24 protein-coding genes and 1 pseudogene are annotated in these 24,108 nt (G+C 72.8%); 19 read left to right on the forward strand and 6 right to left on the reverse strand.

Annotated elements, in window-relative coordinates:
- The first annotated feature begins 459 nt into the window (after window positions 1–459).
- The 3 genes from UW392_RS38995 (at window position 460) to UW392_RS39005 (ending at window position 3,013) form a co-directional block, all read left to right on the forward strand.
- On the forward strand, window positions 460–1,047 hold the full coding sequence (locus tag UW392_RS38995) for a DUF5998 family protein (protein ID WP_320779982.1): 588 nt from the start codon (window positions 460–462) through the stop codon (window positions 1,045–1,047).
- Window positions 1,047–2,237, forward strand: coding sequence for an alkaline phosphatase family protein (locus UW392_RS39000; RefSeq protein ID WP_320779983.1), 1,191 nt, complete (start codon window positions 1,047–1,049; stop codon window positions 2,235–2,237). Before UW392_RS38995 ends, UW392_RS39000 begins: the two co-directional genes overlap by 1 nt.
- A gap of 92 nt (window positions 2,238–2,329) precedes the next feature.
- Window positions 2,330–3,013: a thymidine kinase gene (locus tag UW392_RS39005; RefSeq protein WP_320779984.1), complete on the forward strand. Its 684-nt coding sequence runs from the start codon at window positions 2,330–2,332 to the stop codon at window positions 3,011–3,013.
- Here the strand turns inward: UW392_RS39005 and UW392_RS39010 are convergent.
- Complete coding sequence (locus tag UW392_RS39010; protein ID WP_320779985.1) at window positions 2,990–3,784, reverse strand: VOC family protein; 795 nt, start codon at window positions 3,782–3,784, stop codon at window positions 2,990–2,992. The genes UW392_RS39005 and UW392_RS39010 overlap by 24 nt on opposite strands.
- 344 nt (window positions 3,785–4,128) lie before the next feature.
- Between UW392_RS39010 and UW392_RS39015 the strand changes: the two genes are divergently transcribed.
- A complete protein-coding gene (locus UW392_RS39015; RefSeq protein ID WP_320779986.1) occupies window positions 4,129–4,956 on the forward strand; it encodes a sulfurtransferase in 828 nt (275 codons plus the stop codon).
- A 73-nt stretch (window positions 4,957–5,029) separates the two neighbouring features.
- Here the strand turns inward: UW392_RS39015 and sepH are convergent, their stop codons facing one another.
- Window positions 5,030–6,061 carry a septation protein SepH gene (gene sepH, locus UW392_RS39020; RefSeq protein WP_320779987.1) on the reverse strand — a complete coding sequence of 344 codons (1,032 nt, stop codon included), beginning with the start codon at window positions 6,059–6,061 and terminating at the stop codon, window positions 5,030–5,032.
- Window positions 6,062–6,534: 473 nt separating this feature from the next.
- Here sepH and UW392_RS39025 point away from each other — a divergent pair, with 473 nt between their 5' ends.
- The gene (locus UW392_RS39025; protein ID WP_320779988.1) at window positions 6,535–7,398 is read left to right on the forward strand and encodes a hypothetical protein; all 864 of its coding nucleotides are present in this window, start codon (window positions 6,535–6,537) and stop codon (window positions 7,396–7,398) included.
- Here UW392_RS39025 and UW392_RS39030 read toward each other — a convergent pair.
- Together UW392_RS39030 and UW392_RS39035 are read right to left on the reverse strand one after the other, a co-directional pair.
- On the reverse strand, window positions 7,322–8,653 hold the full coding sequence (locus UW392_RS39030; protein WP_320779989.1) for a D-arabinono-1,4-lactone oxidase: 1,332 nt from the start codon (window positions 8,651–8,653) through the stop codon (window positions 7,322–7,324). The two genes, UW392_RS39025 and UW392_RS39030, sit on opposite strands and share 77 nt — an antisense overlap.
- Window positions 8,601–9,854 carry an MFS transporter gene (locus UW392_RS39035; RefSeq protein ID WP_320779990.1) on the reverse strand — a complete coding sequence of 418 codons (1,254 nt, stop codon included), beginning with the start codon at window positions 9,852–9,854 and terminating at the stop codon, window positions 8,601–8,603. Before UW392_RS39035 ends, UW392_RS39030 begins: the two co-directional genes overlap by 53 nt.
- Before the next feature lie 134 nt (window positions 9,855–9,988).
- Between UW392_RS39035 and UW392_RS39040 the strand changes: the two genes are divergently transcribed.
- Window positions 9,989–11,116, forward strand: a complete 1,128-nt coding sequence (locus UW392_RS39040) for a ferrochelatase (protein ID WP_320779991.1) — start codon at window positions 9,989–9,991, stop codon at window positions 11,114–11,116.
- 8 nt (window positions 11,117–11,124) lie between these two features.
- Complete coding sequence (locus tag UW392_RS39045; RefSeq protein ID WP_320779992.1) at window positions 11,125–11,961, forward strand: inositol monophosphatase family protein; 837 nt, start codon at window positions 11,125–11,127, stop codon at window positions 11,959–11,961.
- A gap of 140 nt (window positions 11,962–12,101) precedes the next feature.
- On the opposite strand, the gene UW392_RS39050 is transcribed toward UW392_RS39045, so the two are convergent.
- Complete coding sequence (locus UW392_RS39050; protein WP_320779993.1) at window positions 12,102–12,275, reverse strand: hypothetical protein; 174 nt, start codon at window positions 12,273–12,275, stop codon at window positions 12,102–12,104.
- Window positions 12,276–12,692: 417 nt separating this feature from the next.
- On the opposite strand from UW392_RS39050, the gene UW392_RS39055 reads away from it, so the two are divergent.
- The 4 genes from UW392_RS39055 (at window position 12,693) to UW392_RS39070 (ending at window position 16,388) form a co-directional block, all read left to right on the forward strand.
- Window positions 12,693–13,346, forward strand: coding sequence for a response regulator transcription factor (locus UW392_RS39055; RefSeq protein WP_093832080.1), 654 nt, complete (start codon window positions 12,693–12,695; stop codon window positions 13,344–13,346).
- Window positions 13,347–13,352: 6 nt separating this feature from the next.
- Window positions 13,353–14,651, forward strand: coding sequence for a HAMP domain-containing sensor histidine kinase (locus UW392_RS39060; protein ID WP_320779994.1), 1,299 nt, complete (start codon window positions 13,353–13,355; stop codon window positions 14,649–14,651).
- A gap of 419 nt (window positions 14,652–15,070) precedes the next feature.
- Window positions 15,071–15,367 (forward strand): DUF4193 domain-containing protein, encoded by a 297-nt coding sequence (locus UW392_RS39065; protein ID WP_005481602.1) that lies wholly within the window; start codon window positions 15,071–15,073, stop codon window positions 15,365–15,367.
- Window positions 15,368–15,380: 13 nt separating this feature from the next.
- Complete coding sequence (locus UW392_RS39070; protein WP_320779995.1) at window positions 15,381–16,388, forward strand: hypothetical protein; 1,008 nt, start codon at window positions 15,381–15,383, stop codon at window positions 16,386–16,388.
- Window positions 16,389–16,460: 72 nt separating this feature from the next.
- On the opposite strand, the gene UW392_RS39075 is transcribed toward UW392_RS39070, so the two are convergent.
- Window positions 16,461–16,922 carry a DUF3093 domain-containing protein gene (locus UW392_RS39075; RefSeq protein WP_320779996.1) on the reverse strand — a complete coding sequence of 154 codons (462 nt, stop codon included), beginning with the start codon at window positions 16,920–16,922 and terminating at the stop codon, window positions 16,461–16,463.
- A gap of 58 nt (window positions 16,923–16,980) precedes the next feature.
- On the opposite strand from UW392_RS39075, the gene UW392_RS39080 reads away from it, so the two are divergent.
- The 8 genes and pseudogenes from UW392_RS39080 (at window position 16,981) to UW392_RS39115 (ending at window position 24,059) form a co-directional block, all read left to right on the forward strand.
- The gene (locus UW392_RS39080) at window positions 16,981–17,565 is read left to right on the forward strand and encodes a hotdog fold domain-containing protein (protein ID WP_320779997.1); all 585 of its coding nucleotides are present in this window, start codon (window positions 16,981–16,983) and stop codon (window positions 17,563–17,565) included.
- Entirely contained in the window at window positions 17,562–18,077 is a 516-nt protein-coding gene (dut, locus tag UW392_RS39085; RefSeq protein ID WP_320779998.1) for a dUTP diphosphatase, read from the forward strand. The genes UW392_RS39080 and dut overlap by 4 nt, the downstream gene beginning before the upstream one ends.
- A gap of 1 nt (window position 18,078) precedes the next feature.
- Entirely contained in the window at window positions 18,079–18,849 is a 771-nt protein-coding gene (locus UW392_RS39090; RefSeq protein ID WP_320779999.1) for a DUF3710 domain-containing protein, read from the forward strand.
- A gap of 119 nt (window positions 18,850–18,968) precedes the next feature.
- Window positions 18,969–19,410 (forward strand): annotated as a pseudogene (locus tag UW392_RS39095) (ATP-binding cassette domain-containing protein); the annotation flags it as partial.
- Between the two features lie 135 nt (window positions 19,411–19,545).
- Complete coding sequence (locus UW392_RS39100; protein ID WP_320780000.1) at window positions 19,546–22,098, forward strand: ATP-binding protein; 2,553 nt, start codon at window positions 19,546–19,548, stop codon at window positions 22,096–22,098.
- On the forward strand, window positions 22,095–22,784 hold the full coding sequence (locus UW392_RS39105; protein WP_320780001.1) for a response regulator: 690 nt from the start codon (window positions 22,095–22,097) through the stop codon (window positions 22,782–22,784). The genes UW392_RS39100 and UW392_RS39105 overlap by 4 nt, the downstream gene beginning before the upstream one ends.
- 93 nt (window positions 22,785–22,877) lie before the next feature.
- The gene (locus UW392_RS39110) at window positions 22,878–23,276 is read left to right on the forward strand and encodes an OB-fold nucleic acid binding domain-containing protein (RefSeq protein WP_320780002.1); all 399 of its coding nucleotides are present in this window, start codon (window positions 22,878–22,880) and stop codon (window positions 23,274–23,276) included.
- Between the two features lie 3 nt (window positions 23,277–23,279).
- Window positions 23,280–24,059 (forward strand): DUF3159 domain-containing protein, encoded by a 780-nt coding sequence (locus tag UW392_RS39115; protein WP_320780003.1) that lies wholly within the window; start codon window positions 23,280–23,282, stop codon window positions 24,057–24,059.
- The last annotated feature ends 49 nt before the right edge of the window (window positions 24,060–24,108 follow it).

The raw sequence follows: 24,108 nt of genomic DNA on the forward strand, positions 1-24,108 counted from the left end.
GAGCCGTGTGGAACCACGTGGCGCCCTAATCCCAGGCCTCGGCCGCACAGGGCCGGGCCGACACCTCAGTAGCCGTTCGTGGCACCAGCTCGTCCCACGGGCCTCGGTCTCCGCTGGAGCTCGACCGGCTCGGGCTTTGCGAGAGGTCACCGTGCGGTGGGCTCGCACCACCAGCACCAACGAGTGATCAAGCGGTGAGTGTTGACGTCTGACGGCGCTGGCCGTCGCCGGTCTCGCAGTAGGCCTCGATGGCCGGAGAGATGAGAGGCGTCCGCCCAGCGCCGACGGGCGCCAACATCGTCAGCAGCGACCACCAGCGGGATCACCAGAACCGCCCGCCGATCTACGGGAAGGCCCCACGGGCCCGGATGGAGGAAGGCATGGCGGTCCTGATGATCGAACGGTCCGTGCCGCTCGTGACTGTCGGGCCGTCCTTATACGGGGATTAGGATGGAGGGCATGGCCAAGACCAGTACGACGACCCAGGGGCTGCGCGCGGCGATCGAGCGCAGCGGCTACTACCCGGCTCTCGTGGCCGAGGCGGTGGAGGCCGCCGTCGGCGGCGAGGCCATCCGGTCGTACCTGGTCCACCAGGAGACGACGTTCGACGCCAACGAGGTGCGGCGGCACGTGACCGTGCTCGTCCTCACCGGCAACCGCTTCATCGTCAGCCACACCGACGAGCAGGCCGCCGACACCACCTCCCCGACGCCGTACGCCACGACGTCCACCGAGTCCGTGAAGCTCGGCCGGATCTCGTCGGTCGTCGTCAGCCGTGTGGTCGCCAACCCGGAGTCGTACACGCCGGGCACGCTGCCCCGCGAGATCGTGCTGACCATCGGCTGGGGAGCCGTCTCCCGCATCGACCTGGAGCCCGCGGCCTGCGGCGACCCCAACTGCGAGGCGGACCACGGTTACACGGGCAACTCGACGGCGGACGACCTCAGCCTGCGCGTCAGCGAGGCCGGGGACGGCCCGGAGACGGTGCGCCAGGCCCTCGCCTTCGCCCAGGCCCTCTCCGAGGCGACCGCGGACATCACCCGCTGATGGCACTTCCAGCCTGGGACGACGACCCCGAACCCCTCCCCCTCGGCTCCGCCCCCGTGCCCGAGTACGGCGCCGGCTCGCTCGCCGACCTCCTGCCCACGCTCGCCGCGGGCATGGGCGTGCCCGCCACCACCGCGGCGATACCGGAGCTGACCCCGGCCGACCGGAACTGCGTCTTCCTGATCGACGGACTGGGCTGGGAGCAGCTGAGGGCCCACCCGGACGAGGCCCCGTTCCTCACCTCGCTCCTCCCCTCCTCGCGCGGCGGCACCGGCCGCCCGATCACCGCGGGCTACCCCGCCACCACCGCCACCTCCCTGGCCTCCGTGGGCACCGGCCTCCCGCCGGGCGCGCACGGCCTGCCCGGCTACACGGTCCGCAACCCGGACACCGGCGAGCTGATGAACCAGCTCCGCTGGAACCCCTGGACCGAGCCGCACGCCTGGCAGCCGTACCCGACGGTCTTCCAGCTGGCCGACCGCGCGGGCGTGCACACCGCGCAGGTCTCCTCGCCCACCTTCCAGCACACCCCGCTGACGAAGATCGCGCTCAGCGGCGGCACGTTCCACGGCCGCCTGAGCGGCGAGGAGCGCATGGACCTCGCCGCGGAGCAACTGGCCGCCGGTGACCGCTCGCTGGTCTACACGTACTACGCCGAGGTCGACGGCAAGGGCCACCGCTTCGGCGTCGACTCGGACGACTGGCGCGGCCAGCTCATGTACGTGGACCGCCTCGTGCAGCGCCTCGCCGAGCAGCTCCCGCCCCGCAGCGCCCTGTACGTCACCGCCGACCACGGCATGATCGACATCCCCTTCGACGAGCAGCACCGCATCGACGTCGACGAGGACTGGGAGCTGAGCGCCGGCGTCGCCCTGCTGGGCGGCGAGGGCCGGGCCCGGCACGTCTACGCGGTGCCGGGCGCGGCGAGCGACGTACTGACCGTCTGGCGTGAGGTGCTGGGCGAGCAGTTCTGGGTGGCCTCGCGCGACGAGGCGGTCGCCGCGGGCTGGTTCGGCCCGGCCGTCGAGGACCGGGTGTACGCCCGCATCGGCGACGTGGTCGCCGCGGCCCACGACGACGTTCTGCTGATCGCGTCGGAGCGGGAGCCGAAGGAGTCGTCGATGACCGGCAACCACGGGTCGATGACCCCGGCGGAACAGCTCGTTCCGCTCCTGGAAGTGCGCACCTGACGACCCTCCTCCCGCAAGTACCCGACCGCCCCGCCCCCGTGCGTGGCACCCCGGCACCGCCGGGCCCGTTCCCGAAAGGTTCCCCAAGTCCCATGCCCGAGCTGGTGTTCTTCTCCGGAACGATGGACTGCGGGAAGTCGACGCTGGCCCTCCAGATCGAGCACAACCGCTCGGCGCGCGGTCTCCAGGGCATGATCTTCACGCGGGACGACAGAGCCGGCGAGGGCAAGCTGTCCTCGCGCCTCGGACTGGTGACGGACGCGGTGGAGGTCGCGGACGGCCAGGACCTGTACGGCCACCTCGTCGAGCACCTCTCCCAGGGCAACCGCGCGGACTACGTGATCGCGGACGAGGCCCAGTTCCTCGCCCCGGAGCAGATCGACCAGCTGGCCCGGGTGGTGGACGACCTGGGCGTCGACGTCTACGCGTTCGGCATCACCACCGACTTCCGCTCCAAGCTGTTCCCCGGCTCGCAGCGCCTGGTGGAGCTCGCCGACCGGGTGGAGGTCCTGCAGGTGGAGGCCCTGTGCTGGTGCGGCGCGCGGGCCACGCACAACGCCCGTACGGTGGGCGGGCACATGGTCGTCGAGGGGGCCCAGGTGGTCATCGGGGACGTCGACCAGTCGGAGACCGTCGGCTACGAGGTGCTCTGCCGCCGCCACCACCGCCGCCGGATGACGGCGGCCACGGCCCGGGCGGGCGCGCTGTCGCCGGACGTGCTGCCGGTGGACGCGGGGCCCGCGGCGGATCCGTCAGCCCACCCCGTGCACCAGTGAGAAGACCGCTCCCTCCGGATCGGCCACCGTCGCGACCCGGCCGTGCGCCGTGTCGTGGGCCGGTTCGACCAGCCGGCCGCCGAGCTCGCTCACACGGGTGACCGCCTTGTCGGTGTCGGTGACCCCGAAGTAGGTGAGCCAGTGCGCGCCGCGGTTCCGGGGGAGGGCGTCGCCGACGCCGTGGATGCCGGCGACCGGGCGGCCCTTGAGGCGGAGGGTGACGTGGCCGGGTCCGGTCACGTCGGCCGGCGTGTCCTCGTAGCCGAAGACGGTCCGGTAGAACTTCGCGACGCCGGGCGTGTCGCGGGTGCGGAGTTCGTGCCAGGCGGGAGCCCCGGGGGCGTCCGTCACGGCGGCGCCCCGGTGCGCCGCCCGCTCCCAGATGCCGAAGACCGCGCCGGAGGGGTCCGAGGCGATGGCCAGCCGGCCCGACCCGGCGGCCTCCAGGGGACCCACCCCGACCGTGCCCCCGCAGTGCCGCACCAGTTCGGCCGTGTGATCCGCGTCGTCGGAGGCCAGGTAGGGCGTCCAGGCGACGGGCAGGTGGCGGTCGGGCGGCAGCTGCCCGATCCCCGCCACCTCACGGCCGTCGAGCATGGCCCGTACGTACGGCCCCAGTTGCCGCGGCCCCGGCCGGAACTCCCATCCGAAGAGCGCCCCGTAGAACTCCTGGGTGGCGGTCATCCGGTGCACCATCAGGCTCACCCAGCAGGGTGTGCCGGGCGGGTGCGCCGCACCGTCCGGGCCGGCCGGTACCCGTGCCTCGGTCATCGTCACTCTTCTCCCGGCCTCTCGCGGCGGCCGTGTCAGGGCCCGCTCACCGCTCGCGCGTACCGCGGTGGCGCGCGTCCATGTCCCGTTCGTGGTGCCCGCGCCGCACGCGGCTCGCACGACGCGTGGCACGGCGCATTCCAGCCGCGCCGCGGCCGTTCGGCGGCAGATGCGGAAGGATGCCTGGATTATCGCTTCTCTTCCCCTTCAGGACGCCAGGCGCGCGGTGCCGCTCAGGTGTACGGGACGTACCCGGTGCCCCACGGGTCGTGATCAGGTCCGCTCGGCGGGCAGAGTAGCCGCACCCGGACGTGGCGGCCACCCCGTGCGCGAGGATGGGTCCCATGAAGCCCATCATCTCCGCGTCCGAACTCGCCGACGCCCTCGCGGGCCCGCAGCCGCCGGTCGTCCTCGACGCCCGCTGGCAGCTGGGCGGCCCGAACCTGCGGTCCGAGTACGAGAAGGAGCACATTCCGGGGGCGGTCTTCGTCGACCTGGACTCCGAGCTCGCCGGTCCGGCGGGCCCCGGCGGCCGGCACCCGCTGCCCGACCTGGAGGTCTTCGGCGCCGCGATGCGGGCGGCCGGGGTGTCGGCCGACCGGGAGGTCGTCGTGTACGACGGCGGGCTCGGCTGGGCCGCCGCGCGCGCGTGGTGGCTGCTGCGCTGGGCGGGACACGTGTCGGTACGGGTGCTCGACGGCGGCCTGGCGGCCTGGGACGGGCCGCTGACCTCGGACGTCCCCCGGCCGGAGGCCGGAACCTTCGTGCCCGCCCCCGGGGCCCTGCCGCTGCTGGACGCGGACGGGGCCGCCGCGCTGGCCCGCTCCGGACTGCTGCTGGACGCGCGGGCGGCCGAGCGCTACCGCGGCGACGTCGAGCCCATCGATCCGGTCGGCGGCCACATCCCGGGCGCCGTCTCCGCGCCCACGAGTGAGAACGCGGACGACTCGGGCCGGCTGAAGCCCGCGGACGAGCTGGCCGGCCGCTTCACGGCGCTGGGCGCGACCGGTGCGGCCGAGGTGGGCGTCTACTGCGGCTCGGGCGTCTCCGCCGCCCACCAGGTCCTCGCCCTGGCCGTCGCCGGTGTCCCGGCCGCCCTGTACGTCGGCTCGTGGTCGGAGTGGAGCCGGGACGGCGACCGCCCGGTGGCGACGGGTCCGGATCCGCAGTGAGTGGGGCCGCCCACCGTGACGAGGGGCCCGCATCTGAACGATGCGGGCCCCTCGCACGTACAGGTGAGGGGACCTAGTCCTGCTGCTTCTTCCGCCGTGTGCCGAAGACGATCTCGTCCCAGCTGGGCACCGCGGCCCGGCGCCCGGGACGGACGCCGTCCGCCTCGGCCTGGCGGTCGGTGGCCCCGATGAGCCGGTCCCGGTGGCTGGTGACCGAGCGCGGCATGAGCACGTCCGCGTAGGCGGAGCCGGCCGAGGCCGCGGGGGCCGGGGCCTCCTCCGCCTCGGGGTCGGGCACGCCCTCCTCGGGTGCCTCGGGGGGCAGTTCGGGTACGACCAGGTCGCCCCGGTAGCTGGGGACGGCCTCCAGGATGCTGGTGAGCGAGTCGCGGTCGGCCGTGGCCTCCTCGCCGGGTTCGGGCGACGGGGACGGGGGGACGGGACGTTCCGCCTGGCGGTCCAGGGGGCGGTCGCGTGGCAGCCGGGCGATGCGGGGCACGAACGGGAGGCTGGGCTCGGCCGCGCCGAGGTCGTCGGACTCGCCGATCAGCGAGCGCGCCTCGGAGTCGACGGCCTGCACGAGACGCCTCGGCGGGTCGTACGTCCAGCTCGCGGAGTGCGGCTCACCGGCGACCCGGTAGACCAGCAGCACCTCCCAGGTGCCGTCGTCACGCCGCCACGAGTCCCACTGCACGGTGTCCTTCTCGGCGCCGCGCAGCAGCAGCCGCTCCTGGACCGCCTCGCCGAGCTGGGGACCCGCGGCGTTCTCCCCGGGCCTGCGGACGGGTGTCTTGCGGGCCCGCTCGGCCATGAAGGCGCGCTCGGCGAGCACGGGCCCCTCGAAGCGGCGTACCCGGTCGACGGGGATGCCGGCGAGCTGGGCCACTTCCTCGGCCGACGCACCAGCGCGTATACGGGCCTGGATGTCGCGCGGGCGGAGGTGGCTCTCCACCTCGATCTCGATCTGTCCCAGGCGGGGACGGTCGCCGCGCACCGCGGCACGCAGCCGTTCGTCGATCGGAAGGGTGTACTCCGTCGCGTCGGCAGCCTTGAGCACCAGCCGTGTGCCGTCATTGGAGACGGCCACGACACGCAGTTCGGGCATGGGGACCTCCCGGGTGGTGCCTGCCGACGTCACGTGCGTCGCTGCTTCCGCTAGTCGAGTGTGGCCTGCCCGGGTGCAGCCTGCCACAACCTTGCCGAGTTGCCCGGCGTGTCGGGCCGGGGCCCTGGATCGCCGTTATGGCACGGTAACCAATTCGCAACGCTAAGTGATGAATCTCATCACCCTGTGCAACGTTCCCCCTCCCGGCGGTCCCATGCAGGCCCCGGACACCCTGGCGGGAGTCCGGACCCAGGGCTCGCAACAGTACTCCATTCGGGCCACTTGCGTGGATCGGCGCGCCGTCGAACTTTCCACAGGGGATGCGAGTTGGCCGCCCGAAGTGCCTCTTTCGTCACCCTCAGGTGTGGCGCACTTCACGGAATCTCCCGAATCGGAACCAGTCGTTTCGCTCGTACGTCACCCTCTCGTGCAATCGGACGACCAAGTACGGGAAAGGCAGGCAAGCCTTAGGAATGCATGTGAAAGCGGACGACGGTGAGGAAACGAGCGTCGACGGCGGTCGGCGGAGCAGGCTCGAGCTGAGTCTTCCCCAGGTCGCCGGAAGCGCGGTCGCCGCGGTGGTGGCCGCCAAGCTCGCCTCCTCCTTCGGTGTGTACGGGACGATCCTCGGTGCCGGCGTGGTGAGCGTGATCGCCACCTGTGGGGGCACGGTCCTCCAGCACTTCCTCAAGCGCACCGGCGAGCAGCTGCGGGACGTCCGCGGCGTCACGGCGCACTCCGCGCGGACCGGCCCGGCCCCGCAACCGGGCCGGGTGACGGGTGAGTTCGGCGCGGCGACCCTGCACCGCGCGGGGGTCAGGGGCTGGAGACGGCCCGTGCTCGCCGCCGCCGTGGTCTTCGGGGTCACGATGGCCGGGATCACCACGTACGAACTGGTCACCGGATCCGGCCTCGGGGGCGGCAGCAGCCCCACGGTCGCCGACGCCCTGTCCGGCCACAGCAGGCCGTCCACCTCGGACGATCCGGGTTCCTCCGACTCCTCGGACCCGGCCGGCCCGACGGATCCCGCGGATCCGTCCGTGTCCTCCGGCCCCTCGGGTGACGCGGATTCCCCGGAGGGTGACGCCTCCTCCGCCACGACCCCGTCCGCGACGAGCAGCGGTGGCCCTGCGGACAGCGCCTCGGAGGGAAGCGGGGAGGACGCCGGGAGCGGTACCGGGCAGGAGGCGACGCCGGGCACCGGGGAGAGCTCCGACGGCGGCGGGGAGTCGGGTGCCGCCCCGGCACCGAGCGCGTCGGCTACGGCCCCAGCACCCTCCGCAAGTGGTCGTTCTGGAATCGGCGATCCGGATCCAGCAGGTCCCGAAGCGCCGTGAACTCGCCGAAGCGGGGGTACGCGGCGGACAGCCGGGCGGCGTCCCGGGTGTGCACCTTGCCCCAGTGCGGCCGTCCCTCGTGCGCCGTGAAGATCCGCTCGGCGGCGGTGAAGTACGCCTGGTAGGGGGTGCCCCGGACCATGTGGACGGCGATGTAGGCGCTGTCGCGGCCGGACGCGGTGGAGAGTGTGATGTCGTCGGCGGGGGCCGTGCGGACCTCCACGGGGAAACTGATCCGCAGGGGTGAGCGGTCGACCATCGCCTTCAGCTCGCGCAGCGTGTCCACCAGGGCGGCGCGCGGGACGGCGTACTCCATCTCCACGAAGCGCACCCGGCGCGGAGACGTGAAGACCTTGTAGGGGATGTCGGTGTACGTGCGCGCGGACAGGGCGCGGCTGGACAGCCGCGCGATCGCGGGAACGGTCGCGGGCACGGCGCGGCCGGCCCAGTTGGCCGCCCGGAAGACGCCGTTGGAGAGGAACTCGTCCTCGTACCAGCCACGTGCCCGGCCCACCGGCCGCTCCGGGCCCGCGCTGCGGTTGTTGCGCTTGGTGTGGGTGTTGCCGGTGTGGGGGAACCAGTAGAACTCGAAGTGCTCGTTCTCCGCCCAGAGCTGGTCGAACTCGGCCAGGACCCGGTCGAGGCGCATCGGTTCCTCGCGGGCCGTGAGCAGGAAGAGGGGCTCCACGGCGAAGGTGACCGCGGTGACCACGCCCAGGGCCCCGAGGCCCGTGCGGGCCGCCGCGAAGACCTCGGGGTTGCGTTCGCGGGAGCAGGTGAGGACCGAGCCGTCGGCGGTGACCAGTTCCAGCGCCGTGATCTGGGCGGCGAGCGAACCCGACGTACGGCCGGTGCCGTGGGTGCCGGTGCCGGTCGCGCCGGACACCGTCTGCTCCATGATGTCGCCCATGTTGGTGAGCGACAGCCCCTCGCGCGCGAGCGCCACGTTGAGCCGCTTGAGCGGGGTGCCGGCCTGGACGGTGACCGTCATGGCCGCGCGGTCGACCGCGCGGATGCCGGTCAGCAGGTCCGGGCGGATCAGCACGCCGTCCGTCGCGGCGACGGCCGTGAAGGAGTGCCCGGTCCCGACGGCCTTCACGCGTAAACCGTCCTCGGCGGCCCGCCGCACGGCCGCGGAGACCTCCTCGGCACAGGCGGGCGTGACCTCCCGCGCCGGCCGGGCGGTGACGTTGCCCGCCCAGTTACGCCATGGGGTGCCGCTCGTGGTCGTCGTCCCGCTCGCCGTGCCGCTCATGGGTCTCCTCCCGCTGCGCAGCCGGCCTGCGCAGCCGGCGGTACCCGAGGAAACCGGCCGCGACCGCGACGGCCCCGGCGACGGCCGGAACCCCGTACCCGGCGTCCGCCCCGGCGGCGTCGATCACCCAGCCGGACACTCCGGAGCCGAGCGCGACTCCGACCAGCAGGCCCGTGCTCACCCAGGTCATGCCCTCGGTCAGTTGCGCGCGCGGTACGTGCTCCTCGACGAGAGCCATCGTCGTGATCATCGTGGGTGCGATGGCGAGGCCCGCGACGAAGAGCGCCACGGCCAGAAACGGCAGGTTCCCGACCAGTTGGAGGGGGATCATACTCACGGCCATCGCGCACACGCCCAGCAACCACCGGCGCGCGGGCGGCCCGGCGAAGCGCAGCAGCCCGAAAGCGACCCCCGCGAGGCAGGAGCCCGCCGCGTACAGGGCGAGGACGAGGCTCGCGGCGCCCTTCTGGCCCTGCTCCTCGGCGTAGGCCACGGTGACCACGTCGACCGCCCCGAAGATCGTCCCGGTCGCCACGAACGTGAACACCAGCACCTGCAGCCCGGGCGAGCGCAGGGCCGAGGGGGTGCGGCCGCCCGGCTCGCGCGGATGGGGCGCGGGCTCGGTGGCGCGCTGGGACGTCAGCCAGAAGACGCCGACCACGAGGAAGCAGGCGGCGAGCAGCGGCCCGGCCTCCGGGAACCACGCGGTGGACAGGCCGATGGAGATGATCGGCCCGAAGATGAAGCACACCTCGTCGACCACGGACTCGAACGAGTAGGCGGTGTGCAGCTGCGGGGTGCCGCGGTAGATGGCCGCCCAGCGCGCGCGGGTCATCGCCCCGAGGCTGGGCGTGCAGCCGACCGCCGCCGAGCACACGAAGAGCACCCAGTCCGGCCACCGGAAATGGGCGGCCAGCAGCAGCCCGGCCGCCGCGGTCAGGGTGATCAGCATGGCGGGGCGCAGCACCCGGCGCTGCCCGTACTGGTCCACCAGGCGGGAGACCTGCGGGCCGGCCACCGCGGAGGACAGCGCGATGGTCGCCGACAGCGCCCCGGCGAGGCCGTAACGGCCGGTGAGCTGGGAGATCATCGTCACCACACCGATGCCCATCATCGACAGCGGCATGCGGCCGAGGAACCCGGCGGTGGAGAAGGCCTTGGTGCCGGGGGCGGCGAACAGGGCGCGGTAGGGGCTTGGCACGGGGGTCTCCGGGTGGCTGCCGTGGGACGGGTGATCCCGGACGACGTGTCGGTAAGGCACGACTTGCGCCCATACAGCTTACAAGCTGTGGGCCGCGATCCCGGCTGTCGGTGGCGGGTGGCAGGATCGTAGACATGCCCGACGCAACTGACCCGACCCCGTACGACGCGCTGCTGCTCCTCTCCTTCGGAGGCCCCGAGGGACCCGACGACGTGGTCCCGTTCCTGGAGAACGTGACCCGTGGCCGAGGCATCCCCAAGGAACGCCTCAAGGAGGTCGGACAGCACTACTTCCTCTTCGGCGGGGTCAGCCCCATCAACGACCAGAACCGCGCCCTGCTCGACGCTCTGCGCAAGGACTTCGCCGAGCACGGCCTGGACCTGCCGGTCTACTGGGGCAACCGCAACTGGGCGCCGTACCTGACGGACACCCTGCGCGAGATGGTCGCCGACGGCCGCCGCCGCATCCTCGTCCTGGCCACCAGCGCGTACGCCTCGTACTCGGGCTGCCGCCAGTACCGGGAGAACCTGGCCGACTCCCTCGCCGTCCTGGAGGCGGAGGGCCTGGAGCTGCCGAGGATCGACAAGCTGCGGCACTACTTCAACCACCCGGGCTTCCTGGAGCCGATGATCGAGGGCGTCCTCGCGTCCCTCGCCGACCTCCCCGAGGACGTGCGGGACGGCGCCCACATCGCCTTCAGCACCCACTCGATCCCCGACTCCGCGGCGGACACCTCCGGTCCCGTCGAGGAGCACGGGGACGGCGGCGCGTACGTGCGGCAGCACCTGGACGTCGCCCGGCTGATCGCGGACGCCGTGCGCGAGCGGACGGGCGTCGACCACCCCTGGCAGCTCGTCTACCAGTCCCGTTCCGGCGCCCCGCACATCCCGTGGCTGGAGCCGGACATCTGCGACCACCTGGAGGAGCTGCACGGCGCCGGGGTCCCGGCCGTCGTGATGGCCCCCATCGGGTTCGTCTCGGACCACATGGAGGTCCTGTACGACCTCGACACGGAGGCCACGGCCAAGGCCGCGGAGCTGGGTCTGCCGGTGCGCCGCTCGGCCACCGTGGGCGCCGACCCGCGGTTCGCCGCCGCCATCCGTGACCTGGTCCTGGAGCGCGCCGCGGCGGAGAGCGCCCGTCCGGTGACCCCGTGCGCCCTCGGCGCCCTGGGCCCGAGCCACAACCTGTGCCCGGTGGGCTGCTGTCCGGCCCGCGCCCCGAAGCCCGCCGCCGCGGGCGCCGACAGCCCCTACGCGTGAGGAGTGCCGTGACCGACCAGTCGCAGCCGAACGGGCCGGCCGGCCCCCCGGCCGCCCTCAAGGCCGAACTCCTGGCGATCGCGCTCGACGCGGCGGCCCGCGCGGGCGCCTTCCTGCGGGACGGCCGGCCCGACGACCTGGGCGTGGCCGCCACCAAGTCCAGCGCCGTCGACGTCGTCACGGAGATGGACATCGCCTCCGAGAAGCTGATCACCTCTCTGCTGGCCGACCGCAGGCCGGACGACGGCGTGCTCGGCGAGGAGGGCGCCAGCGTCGAGGGCAGCAGCGGGGTCCAGTGGGTGATCGACCCGCTCGACGGCACCGTGAACTACCTGTACGGGCTGCCCAGCTGGGCGGTGTCCATCGCGGCCAGGGTGCACGGCGAGACGGTCGTCGGGGTGGTCCACGCCCCCCTGCGCGGCGAGACCTGGCGCGCGGTCCTGGGGGAGGGGGCGTTCCTCGACGACCGCCCCGTACGCGTGCGCCCCGCGCCCGACCTGGCCCTCGCCCTCGTCGGCACCGGTTTCGGCTACCTGGCCGAGCGCCGCGCCCGGCAGGCCGAGGTGGTCCGCGAGCTGATCCCGCAGGTCCGCGACATCCGGCGCGGCGGCTCGGCCGCGATCGACCTGTGCGACGTGGCGACGGGCCGTCTCGACGCGTACTACGAGCGCGGACTGCACCCCTGGGACTACGCGGCGGGCGACCTCATCGCCCGGGAGGCGGGCGCCCTGACCGGTGGACGCCCCGGAGAGGCCCTCTCGAGCGAGCTGACGGTCGCGGCCCCACCCGGCCTCTTCGAGCCCCTCCAGGCCCGCCTGGAGGCACTGGGGGCCTGGCACGACTGACGGGCTCGCCCGACGCCAGGGCGCCCCAGAGCGCCCCAGGGCGAGTGACTCGACACGGGCTCAGGCGCCCCGGAGGCGAACCGAGCCACAAAAAAGCAGGGCCCCGCCTGGATCCGCCGGGGCCCTGCTCCTCGTGCCGGTCAGACGCCGGAAGCGCTGACCTCCACACCGTGTTCGGCGGCGAGGCGGTGCAGGTCGTCCAGTTCCGCCTCCTCGACCTCCGCGAGGAAGTCGTCGCCCGTCTCGCGAGCCCGGGTGAGGTCGGACTCGGTCGTCTTTATGCGCTGCAGAAGTCCTGTGGTGAAAGCGTCCATGCTGCGCCCCCTCGTCCTGGGTGGTGGGTCGATGGCACGGGGGTGTGCCGTTCGGAAGGGGCGATCACGTCTGTCGGTGGATGGCCGGCGCTGCCCTGACGGGCGGTGACGGTGCCGGACACCCACGCCCGCCCTGCGGAAGCGGATCGCGGCCGGGCCACGTTTCGATGCGGCACTGGCAGAGCGTGATCGCGGGGTGTAAACGGTCCTCCCCCCGCCGACTTCCGGGGAAACCTCGGCCGGACGAGAATTTCTCGCTCCCGCGACCTCGGCCGATCCCTCCCACCCGGTTCCCTTCACCCCGGCTTACCGCCGACTTATGACCGAAAAGGGCAGGATGGAGGCACTGACCCCAGGAAGAACCCTGCCCGCGTGCGGTGAAGTGCCGCGTGGGCGGACAGAGGAAGGACAAGGGACGTGCGCGTACTCGTCGTCGAGGACGAGCAACTGCTCGCCGATGCGGTGGCCACCGGACTGCGCCGGGAGGCCATGGCCGTCGACGTCGTGTACGACGGTGCGGCCGCCTTGGAGCGCATCGGCGTGAACGACTACGACGTGGTCGTCCTCGACCGCGACCTGCCCCTCGTGCACGGCGACGACGTCTGCCGCCGGATCGTCGAACTGGGCATGGCCACGCGCGTGCTGATGCTCACCGCGTCCGGCGACGTCAGCGACCGGGTCGAGGGCCTGGAGATCGGCGCCGACGACTACCTCCCCAAACCCTTCGCGTTCAGCGAGCTCATCGCGCGCGTGCGGGCCCTCGGACGGCGTACGAGCGTGCCGCTGCCGCCCGTCCTGGAGCGTGCCGGCATCAAGCTGGATCCCAACCGCCGCGAGGTCTTCCGCGACGGCAAGGAGGTGCAGCTGGCGCCCAAGGAGTTCGCCGTCCTGGAGGTGCTGATGCGCAGCGAGGGTGCCGTCGTCTCGGCCGAGCAGCTGCTGGAGAAGGCCTGGGACGAGAACACGGACCCGTTCACCAACGTCGTACGCGTCACCGTGATGACCCTGCGCCGCAAGCTGGGCGAGCCCCCGGTCATCGTCACCGTGCCCGGCTCCGGCTACCGGATCTGATTCCCGATGGCAGCCACACCCGCACCTCCCCGGACGCCGCCCAAGCCCACCTGGGACCCCCGCAGGCCGGACCCGCCGTACCCGTGGCTGCGCCCGACCATCCGGATAAGGCTCACCCTGCTGTACGGCGGCATGTTCCTGATCGCCGGCATCCTGCTGCTGTCGATCATCTACCTGCTGGCCGCCCAGGCGCTGAGCGTGGGCAGCGAGCTGCCCTTCAAGATCGTCGAAGGCAAGGTCACCAGCGACATCTGCAACCTGCCCGACCAGGCCTCGCCCAGCGCGTTCAACAGCGCCATGAGCGACTGCGTCAACCAGCAGCGCCAGCACGCCCTGGACAACTTGCTCAGCCGCTCCCTGCTGGCCCTGCTCGGCCTCGCCGTGATCGCGTTCGCCTTCGGGTACGCGATGGCCGGCCGGGTGCTCTCCCCACTCGGCAGGATCACCCGCACCGCGCGCGCGGTGGCGGGCTCCGATCTGTCCCGCCGGATCGAGCTGGACGGCCCGGACGACGAGCTCAAGGAGCTGGCGGACACCTTCGACGACATGCTGGCCCGGCTGCAGCGGGCCTTCACCGCCCAGCAGCGCTTCGTCGGCAACGCCTCGCACGAGCTCAGGACACCGCTCGCGATCAACCGGACCCTGCTGGAGGTCCACCTGTCCGATCCGGGCGCGCCCGTGGAACTGCAACAGCTCGGCAAGACGCTGCTCGCCACCAACGAGCGCAGCGAGGAACTGGTGGAGGGCCTGCTGCTGCTCGCCCGCAGCGACAACCAGATAGTCGAGCGCAAGCCCGTGGACCTCGCGGAGGTCGCCTCGCAGGCCATCGACCAGGCGCGCGCCGAGGCGGACGCCAAGGGCGTGGAGTTCCGCGTGAGCCTGGCTCCCGCGGTCGTCCAGGGCAATGGCGTCCTGCTGGAGCGCATCGCGCTGAACCTCGTGCAGAACGCGGTCCGGTACAACGTGCCGCGCGAGGAGGGCCCGCGCGAATCGCTCCTGACCAAGGACGAGGACCCGGCCCCGGAGACCGGCCGCGCGGGCGGCTGGGTGGAGGTCACCGCCCAGCTCCAGCACGGTCAGGCGGTCCTGACGGTGGTGAACACGGGCCCCGTGGTGCCGGCGTACGAGATCGACAACCTCTTCGAGCCGTTCCGGCGACTGAGGACGGAACGCACGGGCAGTGACAAGGGGGTGGGCCTCGGCCTGTCGATCGTCCGGTCGGTGGCCCGCGCGCACGGCGGCCACATCGCCGCGCAGCCCCGTGACGGAGGGGGACTGGTGATGCGCGTCACGCTGCCGACCTGAGATGCGCGCGCCCGTGCCGATCTGAGATCATGCCCGCCAACATCGGAGGATGTTCGCTTTGCGCGGAATTTTCCGGTGACGGCACCTCAGTACCCGTGTGTGATCGATCACAGGGCCGATTTTCCGGCCATCTACTCTCTGTGATCATGCGACCTGTCGGAAAGTCGGGAAAATCCGGGTTTTCGGGGGTCTTGATCACGGGAAGTACACGGTGGGACGCCTTTGGCGTGCGGCCTACAGACCGTGTACGGTCCCCTTCGCCATCCAAGCCGATCACTCTTGAGGGGTCCGGTTGGGTGTCGATTGAGTAACAGACCTTGATGTGAGGCAAAATCTCCGCCTCAGGTCGGGCACAAGTCCGGCCTCTCACGCGTTACGTGCGCTGGAGACACCGCAGACACCCAGAGGGGGAGAGCGACATGGCAACGGATTACGACACCCCACGCAAGACCGACGACGACGTCGACTCGGACAGCCTTGAAGAACTCAAGGCCCGCCGGAACGACAAGTCCACCTCGGCCGTCGACGTAGACGAGTTCGAGGCAGCCGAGGGCCTGGAGCTGCCCGGCGCCGACCTCTCGAACGAGGAGCTGGCCGTCCGGGTGCTGCCCAAGCAGCAGGACGAGTTCACGTGCATGAGCTGCTTCCTGGTGCACCACCGCAGCCAGCTGGCCCGTGAGAAGAACGGTCAGCCGATCTGCCGCGACTGCGACTGAGGCAGGGTCGGCCGTGACTGGCTCGACCCCTCCTTGGAAGCGCCGCTCCCGCCAGGGGGCGGACGAAGGGCCGCAGGACGGCTCTCGCGGTGTGCGTGACGACGAGCGAGGCTCCCCCGACCCCGGGGTGGCCTCGCTCGAACGTACCGCTGGTGCTACGTCGGGGGGCTCCGGGCACCCGCACACCATGGAGAACACACACAGCGGAAACGATCAGCCGGGCCTCCCGGTCCCGGCGGACTCTTCGAAGCCCCCTGCCGCACGCCGCGTGGCGGCCGTCGGCAGCGGGCTGAAGGAAGGACTGAAGAACGGCGCCGGCAAGGGCCGCGGCCGGGCCAGAGCCGGCCTGGCGTTCCTCGCCGACCGACTGATCGAGACGGCCCCGCGCATCCCCGTACGGGACCTCGCGACCCTGCGCCGGCAGTTCCCGGACCTCGGGCCCGAGGAGCTCGCCGACAAGCTGGTCGCCGGAGCGGCCAACGCCTCGTCCGCGGTGGGGGCCGGCATCGGGGCGGTGGCCATGATGCCGGTGCCGCCGGCGATGCCCACCGAGCTGGCCGCCGAGATCACCGGCGTCGCCGCGATCGAGCTGAAGCTGATCGCCGAACTGCACGAGGTCTACGGGCAGCGGCCGCCGGGAAACCTCAAGGAACGCAGCACCGCCTACCTCGGCTCCTGGTCCGGGGAGCGCGGCATCGACGTGACCAGGCCCGCGTCCTTCAACGCGGCGCTCGGCAGTCAGATGAAGCGGGAGCTGCGGCAGCAGATCATGAAGCGCATGGTGCGCAACCTGCCGAACCTGATGCCCTTCATGGTGGGCGCGGCGGTCGGTGCGGTGATGAACCGGCGCGACACCAAGCACCTCGCCGAGCGCATCCGCAAGGACCTGCGCAAGAGGCAGGTGCCGTGGGAGACGCTGGGCGAGCTGCCGCCGCTGGAGGAGCCGGCGGACGCCCTGGAGCTGGACGGGCCGCAGAAGAAGCCGGGCCGCTGGGGAGGGTTCCGCAAGGCTTCCGGCTGAGAGCCGCCGAGAGCCTGTGCCATGTCCCCGGCGGGCGTCCCGAGCCGTCGGGAGCCGTCGCTCCCGGCGGGCTCACACGCCGGTGCGCGCGGCCTCCAGGGCCGCCGCCAGACGCTCCGGCTCCCTCGTCGACAGGTACAGGTACGGGGTCGGGTCCTCGGGGTCGGTGACCGGGACGCGGACCGCCGTGGGCACGTACGCGCGCAGCAGCATGAACGCGCGCGGGTCGGCCTTGTGCAGGCGCCAGGCGCGGGCCTCGGCGGGATCCAGCACCTCGGCCTCCCCCAGCGCCGACACCGGCAGCGTCGCCTCGCCCGCGACCAGGACGTCCCCGACCACGCGGATGCGTACGGAGCCGTACGAACTGGCCGCGACCGCGGCGACCGCGGTGCCGCCGGCCAGACCGCCCAGCATGGGCAGCACGCCGAAGGGCAGCAGGACCAGCGCCATGGAGACCCCGACCAGGACGGAGATCAGCCACCAGGTGCGGGGAGCGGTGAGACGTTCTTCGTACGGCGACGCGGAGAGCTGCATGAGGCCTAGCTTGGCACGGTGCCGGACCACCCCCCGCGCGCGGGTAAGGTCTGCGCCTGTGAGTGGTACTTCCGCGGCCCTGACCCCGCCGGCCGACGCCCGGCCGCCGGTGCGGCACCCCGACGCCCCCGCCCCCGGCGAGCCGCTCGGCGCGCACTACGACCAGTGCTTCGGCTGCGGGGGCGGACAGCCGCACGGGCTGCACCTGGAGGCCAGGGCCGGCGAGGGCGTCTCCCTCACCGCCGAGTTCACCGTGCACTCCGCCCACCAGGGCGCTCCCGGCCTCGCCCACGGCGGCGTCCTCGCGAGCGCGCTCGACGAGGCCCTGGGCTCGCTCAACTGGCTGCTGCGCCTCATCGCCGTGACCGGACGGCTGGAGACCGACTTCCTGCTGCCGGTGCCGGTCGGCACCACCCTCCACCTGGCGGCCGAGGTCACCGCGGTGGCCGGACGGAAGATCTACGCCAGGGCCACCGGGCGCATGGGCGGCCCCGACGGCACCGTGGCGGTGCGCGCCGACGCCCTCTTCATCGAGGTCAAGGTCGACCACTTCGTGGAGAACGGCCGCCCGGCGGAGATCGAGGCGGCCATGAGCGACCCCGACCAGGTCCGCCGCGCCCGCGCCTTCGAGGTGAACCCGTGAGCCGTACGCCCGTGGAGGTGCTCGTCCGGCGCGTCGACCCCGACGTACCGCTCCCCGCGTACGCCCACCCCGGGGACGCCGGTGCCGATCTCCGTACGACCGAGGCGCGGGTGCTCGCGCCGGGGGAGCGGGCGGTGCTGCCCACGGGGGTGGCGATCGCCCTGCCCGAGGGGTACGCGGCCTTCGTGCACCCGCGCTCCGGGCTCGCCGCCCGCTGCGGTGTCGCCCTCGTGAATGCCCCGGGGACGGTCGATGCCGGGTACCGTGGGGAGATCAAGGTGATCGTGGTGAATCTCGATCCGCACGAGCCGGTGCGGTTCGAGCGCTTCGACCGGATCGCCCAGCTGGTCGTCCAGCAGGTCGAGAAGGTGCGCTTCCAGGAGGCGGCGGAGCTTCCCGGCTCGGCGCGGGCCGAAGGGGGCTTCGGGTCCACCGGCGGTCATGCCGCGGTGGGCGGCACAGCGGGTGGGAATCGATACGCTTCGGTCGTATCCGACCGGGAAGGACAGTGACGTGTTCGGACGTCGCAAGAAGAAGGGCTCCGCCGAGGACGCGGCGGACGCGGCGAGCGAGGCCGAGCAGGTCGTCGACGGCGGCGGCGCCGAGGCGGCGGACGGGGCCGGGAGGGAGCGCGTGCGCCTGGAGCCCGAGCCCCGCCCCGACGGACCCTGGGACGGCACCGAGGTGCGCGATCCCGGCGAGGGCCGGGTGGATCTCGGCGGCCTCTTCGTCCCCGGGGTCGACGGCATGGAACTGCGGGTGGAGGTCGCCGGTGACGCGATCGTCGCGGCGACCGTCGTCCTGAGGGAGAGCGCCATCCAGCTGCAGGCCTTCGCCGCGCCCAAGCGCGAGGGCATCTGGGGCGAGGTGCGCGAGGAGATCGCCACCGGCATCACCCAGCAGGGCGGTGTCATCGAGGAGGTCGAGGGCCCGCTGGGCTGGGAGCTGCGGGCCCAGGTGCCGGTGCAGCTGCCGGACGGCACGGGCGGCTTCCAGGTCGTGCGCTTCGTCGGCGTGGACGGGCCGCGCTGGTTCCTGCGCGGTGTCATCTCCGGCCGGGGTGCCGTGGAGCCGGGGACCGCGGGCCTGCTGGAGCAGATCTTCCGTGACACGGTCGTCGTCCGCGGGGAGGGCCCGATGGCCCCCCGCGACCCGATCGTCCTGAAGCTGCCGAACGACGCGCAGATGGTGCCCGAGGGCGTCCAGCAGGAGGAGCAGGGCTCCCGCTTCGCCGGCGGCATGGGCCAGCTGCAGCGCGGACCGGAGATCACGGAGGTCCGCTAGTACGCGCACGCCGCGCACCGCACCGCCGCACGGGCCGTACCCCTCCGAGGGGTGCGGCCCGGCGTTCGTCCGCGGTCCCGCCCGCCGGGCCACTGATCGGCGGGGTGGCCGGTGACCGTGGCTTCGCGGTCCAGTCGTTCGGGATCGTCCCCGTCCTCACGGCCGCCGAGAACGTGGGCGTGCCCCTGCGGCTGCGCCGCGGGGAGCCCCGCGCGCGAGGAGCGCGTCGAACTGCTGCTGTCCCTGGTGGGCCTCGCCGACCACGCGCCGTAGCGGCCCGGCGAGCTGTCCGGCGGCCGGCAGCAGGGGGGCCCCGAGCCGTTCTGGCACTGGGGGAGTGTGGCCATCGCCCGCGCGCTCGCCGACACCCCCTCGCTCCTCATCGCCGACGAGCCCACCGGCCGGATCGACGCGGAGACCGGCCCCGCCGTCATGGAACTGCTGCGCGCCGTCGTCCGCGGCGAGCACGTCACCGCGCTGGTCGCCACCCACGACACCGCCCTCCTCGACCTCGCCGACCGGGTGCTGGAGCCGCGGGGCGGAGAGCTCGCGAGCGGCTGAGGCGCGGCGCGCCGACCCGCCGCGTCAGAGTCGCGTCAAGGACGGCTCCCGGCCGTCCCCCGCCCGCGTCCGCCGCGATTCCTGGCCGTAGGGTCGACGCTGCGTACACAAGGGTGACGGGAAGACAATGGGGCCATGGCACGCGGCACGCTACGGATCTACCTCGGTGCGGCACCGGGCGTCGGCAAGACCTACGCCATGCTCTCCGAGGCCCACCGCCGCGTGGAGCGGGGCACCGACTGCGTCGTCGCCTTCGTGGAGGACCACGGCAGGCCGCGCACGGAGGTGCTGCTGCACGGCCTGGAACAGGTGGAGCGCAAGGAGATCGGGTACCGGGACACCGTCTTCACCGAGATGGACGTCGACGCCGTGCTGCGCCGCGCCCCCGCCGTCGCCCTGGTGGACGAACTCGCCCACACCAACGTCCCCGGCTCCCGCAACGAGAAGCGCTGGCAGGACGTGGAGGAGCTGCTCGCCGCGGGCATCGACGTCATCTCCACGGTCAACATCCAGCACCTGGAGTCCCTCGGCGACGTCGTCGAGTCGATAACGGGAGTACGGCAGCGGGAGACCGTCCCCGACGAGACGGTGCGCCGGGCCGACCAGGTCGAGCTCGTCGACATGTCGCCCCAGGCGCTGCGCCGCCGCATGGCGCACGGCAACGTCTACCAGCCCGACAAGATCGACGCGGCCCTCTCCAACTACTTCCGCCCCGGCAACCTCACCGCCCTGCGCGAGCTGGCGCTGCTGTGGGTGGCCGACCGGGCCGACGAGTACCTCACCGAGTACCGCAGCCGGCACCGGGTGTCGAAGATCTGGGGTTCCCGGGAACGCATCGTGGTCGGCCTGACCGGCGGCCCCGAGGGGCGCACGCTGATCCGGCGGGCCGCCCGGCTGGCCGAGAAGGGCGCGGGCGGTGAGGTCATGGCCGTGTACATCGCCCGCAGCGACGGGCTGACCTCCGCCTCGCCCAAGGAACTGGCCGTCCAGCGCACCCTGGTCGAGAACCTCGGCGGCACCTTCCACCACGTGATCGGCGACGACATCCCGGCCGCGCTGCTCGACTTCGCGCGCGGCGCCAACGCCACCCAGATCGTGCTCGGTTCCTCACGCCGCAAGACGTGGCAGTACGTGTTCGGGCCCGGCGTCGGCACCACGGTCGCCCGCGACTCGGGACCCGACCTCGATGTCCACATCGTCACCCACGAGGAGGTCGCCCGGGGCCGCGGCCTGCCCGTCGCCCGGGGCGCGCGGCTCGGCCGGTCCCGCATCCTGTCGGGCTGGCTCGTCGGCGTGCTCGGCCCGCTGCTGCTCACGCTGCTGCTGAGCACCGTCGACCTCGGCCTCGCCAACGACATGCTGCTGTTCCTGGCGCTGACCGTGGCGGCGGCCCTGCTCGGCGGACTGCTGCCGGCCATCGCGTCGGCGGCCTTCGGGACGTTCCTGCTGAACTACTTCTACACGCCGCCCCTGTACCAGTTCACCATCGCCGACCCCAAGAACATCGTCGCCATCGCGATCTTCGTCGGGGTCGGCGTCTCGGTGGCCTCGGTGGTGGACCTGGCCGCCCGGCGCACCCACCAGGCGGCCCGGCTGCGCGCCGAGGCGGAGATCCTCTCCTTCCTCGCGGGCAGCGTGCTGCGCGGCGAGAGCAGCCTGGAGGCGCTCCTGGAGCGGGTGCGGGAGACCTTCGCCATGGACTCGGTGGCGCTGCTGGAGCGTACGGGCGACCGCGACCCGTGGACCTGCGCGGGGCGCGCGGGCGCCCGGGGCCCCGTCGAGCGGCCCGAGGACGCGGACGTGGACGTGCCGGTCGGCGACCACATGGCGCTGGCCCTGTCCGGGCGCGTGCTGCCCGCCTCCGACCGCCGGGTCCTCGGCGCGTTCGCCGCCCAGGCCGCCGTTGTCCTGGAACGCCGGCGCCTGCGCCACGAGGCCGAGCGGGCCCGCGCCCTGGACGAGGGCAACCGCATCCGCACCGCGCTGCTCGCCGCCGTCAGCCACGACCTGCGCACCCCGCTGGCCGCGATCAAGGCCGCGGTGTCCTCCCTGCGCTCCGACGACGTGGACTGGTCCGAGGAGGACCAGGCCGAGCTGCTGGCGGCCATCGAGGAGGGCGCCGACCGGCTCGACCACCTCGTGGGCAACCTCCTGGACATGTCCCGCCTGCAGACCGGCACCGTCACCCCGCTGATCCGCGGCACGGACCTCGACGAGGTGGTGCCGATGGCGCTCGGCGGGGTCCCCGAGGACAGCGTGGACCTGGACGTGCCCGAGACGCTGCCCATGGTCGCCGTGGACGCCGGGCTGCTGGAGCGGGCGGTCGCCAACGTCGTCGAGAACGCCGTCAAGTACAGCCCCGCCGGCCGGCGCGTCCTGGTCGCCGCCAGCGCGCACGCGGGGCGCGTGGAGCTGCGCGTGGTCGACCGCGGCCCCGGCGTCCCCGACGAGGCCAAGGAGCGCATCTTCGCGCCCTTCCAGCGCCACGGCGACGCCCCGCGCGGCGCGGGCGTCGGCCTCGGCCTCGCAGTGGCACGCGGCTTCGCCGAGGCGATGGACGGCACGCTCAACGCCGAGGACACCCCGGGCGGCGGACTCACCATGGTGCTCACCCTCCGCACGGTGAACGGCCCGGGCGCCCCCGCCCGGGCAGCAGAAGAGATACCGGAAAGGCAGGCAGCCTCATGACCAGGGTGCTCGTGGTCGACGACGAGCCGCAGATCGTCCGTGCCCTCGTGATCAACCTGAAGGCACGCACGTACGAGGTCGACTCGGCGCCCGACGGCGCCACCGCGCTCCGGCTCGCCGCCGACCGCCACCCCGACGTCGTCGTCCTCGACCTCGGCCTGCCCGACATGGACGGCGTCGACGTGATCAGAGGCCTGCGCGGCTGGAGCCGGGTGCCGATCCTGGTGCTCTCCGCGCGCCACTCCTCCGACGAGAAGGTCCAGGCACTCGACGCGGGCGCCGACGACTACGTCACCAAACCCTTCGGTATGGACGAGCTGCTGGCCCGGCTGCGCGCCGCGGTCCGCCGGGCCGAGCCCACCGAGGCCGCCGGGGGCGGCGAGGAGGACCTGGTGGAGACGGAGGGGTTCACCGTCGACCTCGCCGCGAAGAAGGTCAACCGGGGCGGCAAGGACGTCCGGCTGACACCCACCGAGTGGCACCTGCTGGAGGTGCTGGTGCACCACCCCGGCCGCCTGGTCAGCCAGAAACAGCTGCTCCAGGAGGTGTGGGGGCCCTCGTACGGGACGGAGACCAACTACCTGCGGGTCTACATGGCCCAGCTGCGCCGGAAGCTGGAGGCCGATCCGTCGCACCCGCGGCACTTCATCACCGAACCGGGGATGGGGTACCGGTTCGAGCGCTAGCGCTTCCGGCCCGCGGGGGCGTACGACGCACGGAGGAGTGCACGTGGGCGCAGGCGCGGAACCGGCGGGGACGGCCCCCGGTACGCTTTCGGTATGAGCCCTGTTCCTCGCCCCGAAAAGCCGACGGGCCGGTTCCGTCGCATGCTCGGCCGGCTCTCCTCCTCCCAGGAGGACCTGGAGTCGGAGGAGCTGCGGGAGGACACGGAGACGGCGGGCTGCACCCGCATCGACGACTGCCGGGACCGTGAGATCGTTACCGTCACGGGTACCCTGCGCACGGTCACCCTGCGCCCGCGGGCCGGAGTGCCGGCCCTGGAGGCCGAACTGTTCGACGGTTCGGCCGCCCTCGACGTGGTGTGGCTCGGCAGACGTTCCATCATCGGGATAGAACCGGGACGCAAAGTGATCGCATCCGGCCGGATCTCGATGAGCCGGGGCCGTAGGGTGCTGTTCAATCCGAAGTACGAACTCAGACCGCTCGGACGGGAGTAGCCGGTGACGTCGCTCGACAAGCCGACCGAGGCCGCAGCCGAAACGCAGCAGGACCGGCACGACGCCAAGGCGGTGACGGAGGCCGCGCTGTTCGAGGCGTTCGGCGGCGTCCGGGGCATGGTCGAGACCGTGCTGCCCGGGCTGCTCTTCGTCACGATCTACACCATCAACAAGGACCTGCACGCCTCGGCCATCGCGGCCCTCGCCGTGTCGCTGGTCCTGGTCGTGGTGCGCCTGGTCATGAAGGACACCGTCAAGCACGCCTTCAGCGGTGTCTTCGGGGTCGCCTTCGGCGTCGTCTTCGCGATGATGACCGGCAACGCTAAGGACTTCTACCTGCCGGGCATGCTCTACACGCTCGGTCTCGGCCTCGCCTACATCATCACGACGCTCGCCGGCGTGCCCCTGATCGGGCTGGTCCTCGGCCCGGTCTTCAAGGAGAACCTCTCCTGGCGCACCCGCAACCCCGGCCGCAAGAAGGCGTACGCGAAGGCCAGCTACGCCTGGGGCGCGATCCTGCTCGGCAAGTGCGCGATCCTCTTCCCGCTGTACTGGTGGGCCGACACCACCCAGCTCGGCTGGGTCCTCGTCGCGCTGAAGATCCCGCCGTTCCTGCTGGCCGTCTGGCTGACCTGGGTGTTCCTGGCCAAGGCGCCCGCTCCGATCGACGTCTTCGCCGAGATGGAGGCCGCGGAGCTCGCGGAGAAGGAGCGCCGGGCCGCGTCGTCCGGGGCCGTCGACGAGGAGCGGGGCGCCGCGGGCCGGCACCGCCGCGAGTCGTAGGGCCGCGACCGTCACGTACACGAAGTGGGGGCGCCCCGGGATCCCGGGG

The organism is Streptomyces sp. CRN 30 (genome assembly GCF_034105845.1).

Bases quoted from the DNA above. Each gene is read 5' to 3' on its own strand.
- UW392_RS39005 (WP_320779984.1), top strand. From the start codon at position 2,330: ATGCCCGAGCTGGTGTTCTTCTCCGGAACGATGGACTGCGGGAAGTCG.
- UW392_RS39075 (WP_320779996.1), bottom strand. From the start codon at position 16,922: ATGCAGCTCTCCGCGTCGCCGTACGAAGAACGTCTCACCGCTCCCCGC.
- UW392_RS38995 (WP_320779982.1), top strand. From the start codon at position 460: ATGGCCAAGACCAGTACGACGACCCAGGGGCTGCGCGCGGCGATCGAG.
- UW392_RS39025 (WP_320779988.1), top strand. From the start codon at position 6,535: ATGCATGTGAAAGCGGACGACGGTGAGGAAACGAGCGTCGACGGCGGT.
- UW392_RS39000 (WP_320779983.1), top strand. From the start codon at position 1,047: ATGGCACTTCCAGCCTGGGACGACGACCCCGAACCCCTCCCCCTCGGC.
- UW392_RS39065 (WP_005481602.1), top strand. From the start codon at position 15,071: ATGGCAACGGATTACGACACCCCACGCAAGACCGACGACGACGTCGAC.
- UW392_RS39050 (WP_320779993.1), bottom strand. From the start codon at position 12,275: ATGGACGCTTTCACCACAGGACTTCTGCAGCGCATAAAGACGACCGAG.
- UW392_RS39110 (WP_320780002.1), top strand. From the start codon at position 22,878: ATGAGCCCTGTTCCTCGCCCCGAAAAGCCGACGGGCCGGTTCCGTCGC.
- sepH (WP_320779987.1), bottom strand. From the start codon at position 6,061: ATGCCCGAACTGCGTGTCGTGGCCGTCTCCAATGACGGCACACGGCTG.
- UW392_RS39015 (WP_320779986.1), top strand. From the start codon at position 4,129: ATGAAGCCCATCATCTCCGCGTCCGAACTCGCCGACGCCCTCGCGGGC.
- UW392_RS39040 (WP_320779991.1), top strand. From the start codon at position 9,989: ATGCCCGACGCAACTGACCCGACCCCGTACGACGCGCTGCTGCTCCTC.
- UW392_RS39100 (WP_320780000.1), top strand. From the start codon at position 19,546: ATGGCACGCGGCACGCTACGGATCTACCTCGGTGCGGCACCGGGCGTC.
- UW392_RS39010 (WP_320779985.1), bottom strand. From the start codon at position 3,784: ATGACCGAGGCACGGGTACCGGCCGGCCCGGACGGTGCGGCGCACCCG.
- UW392_RS39060 (WP_320779994.1), top strand. From the start codon at position 13,353: ATGGCAGCCACACCCGCACCTCCCCGGACGCCGCCCAAGCCCACCTGG.
- UW392_RS39105 (WP_320780001.1), top strand. From the start codon at position 22,095: ATGACCAGGGTGCTCGTGGTCGACGACGAGCCGCAGATCGTCCGTGCC.
- UW392_RS39030 (WP_320779989.1), bottom strand. From the start codon at position 8,653: ATGAGCGGCACGGCGAGCGGGACGACGACCACGAGCGGCACCCCATGG.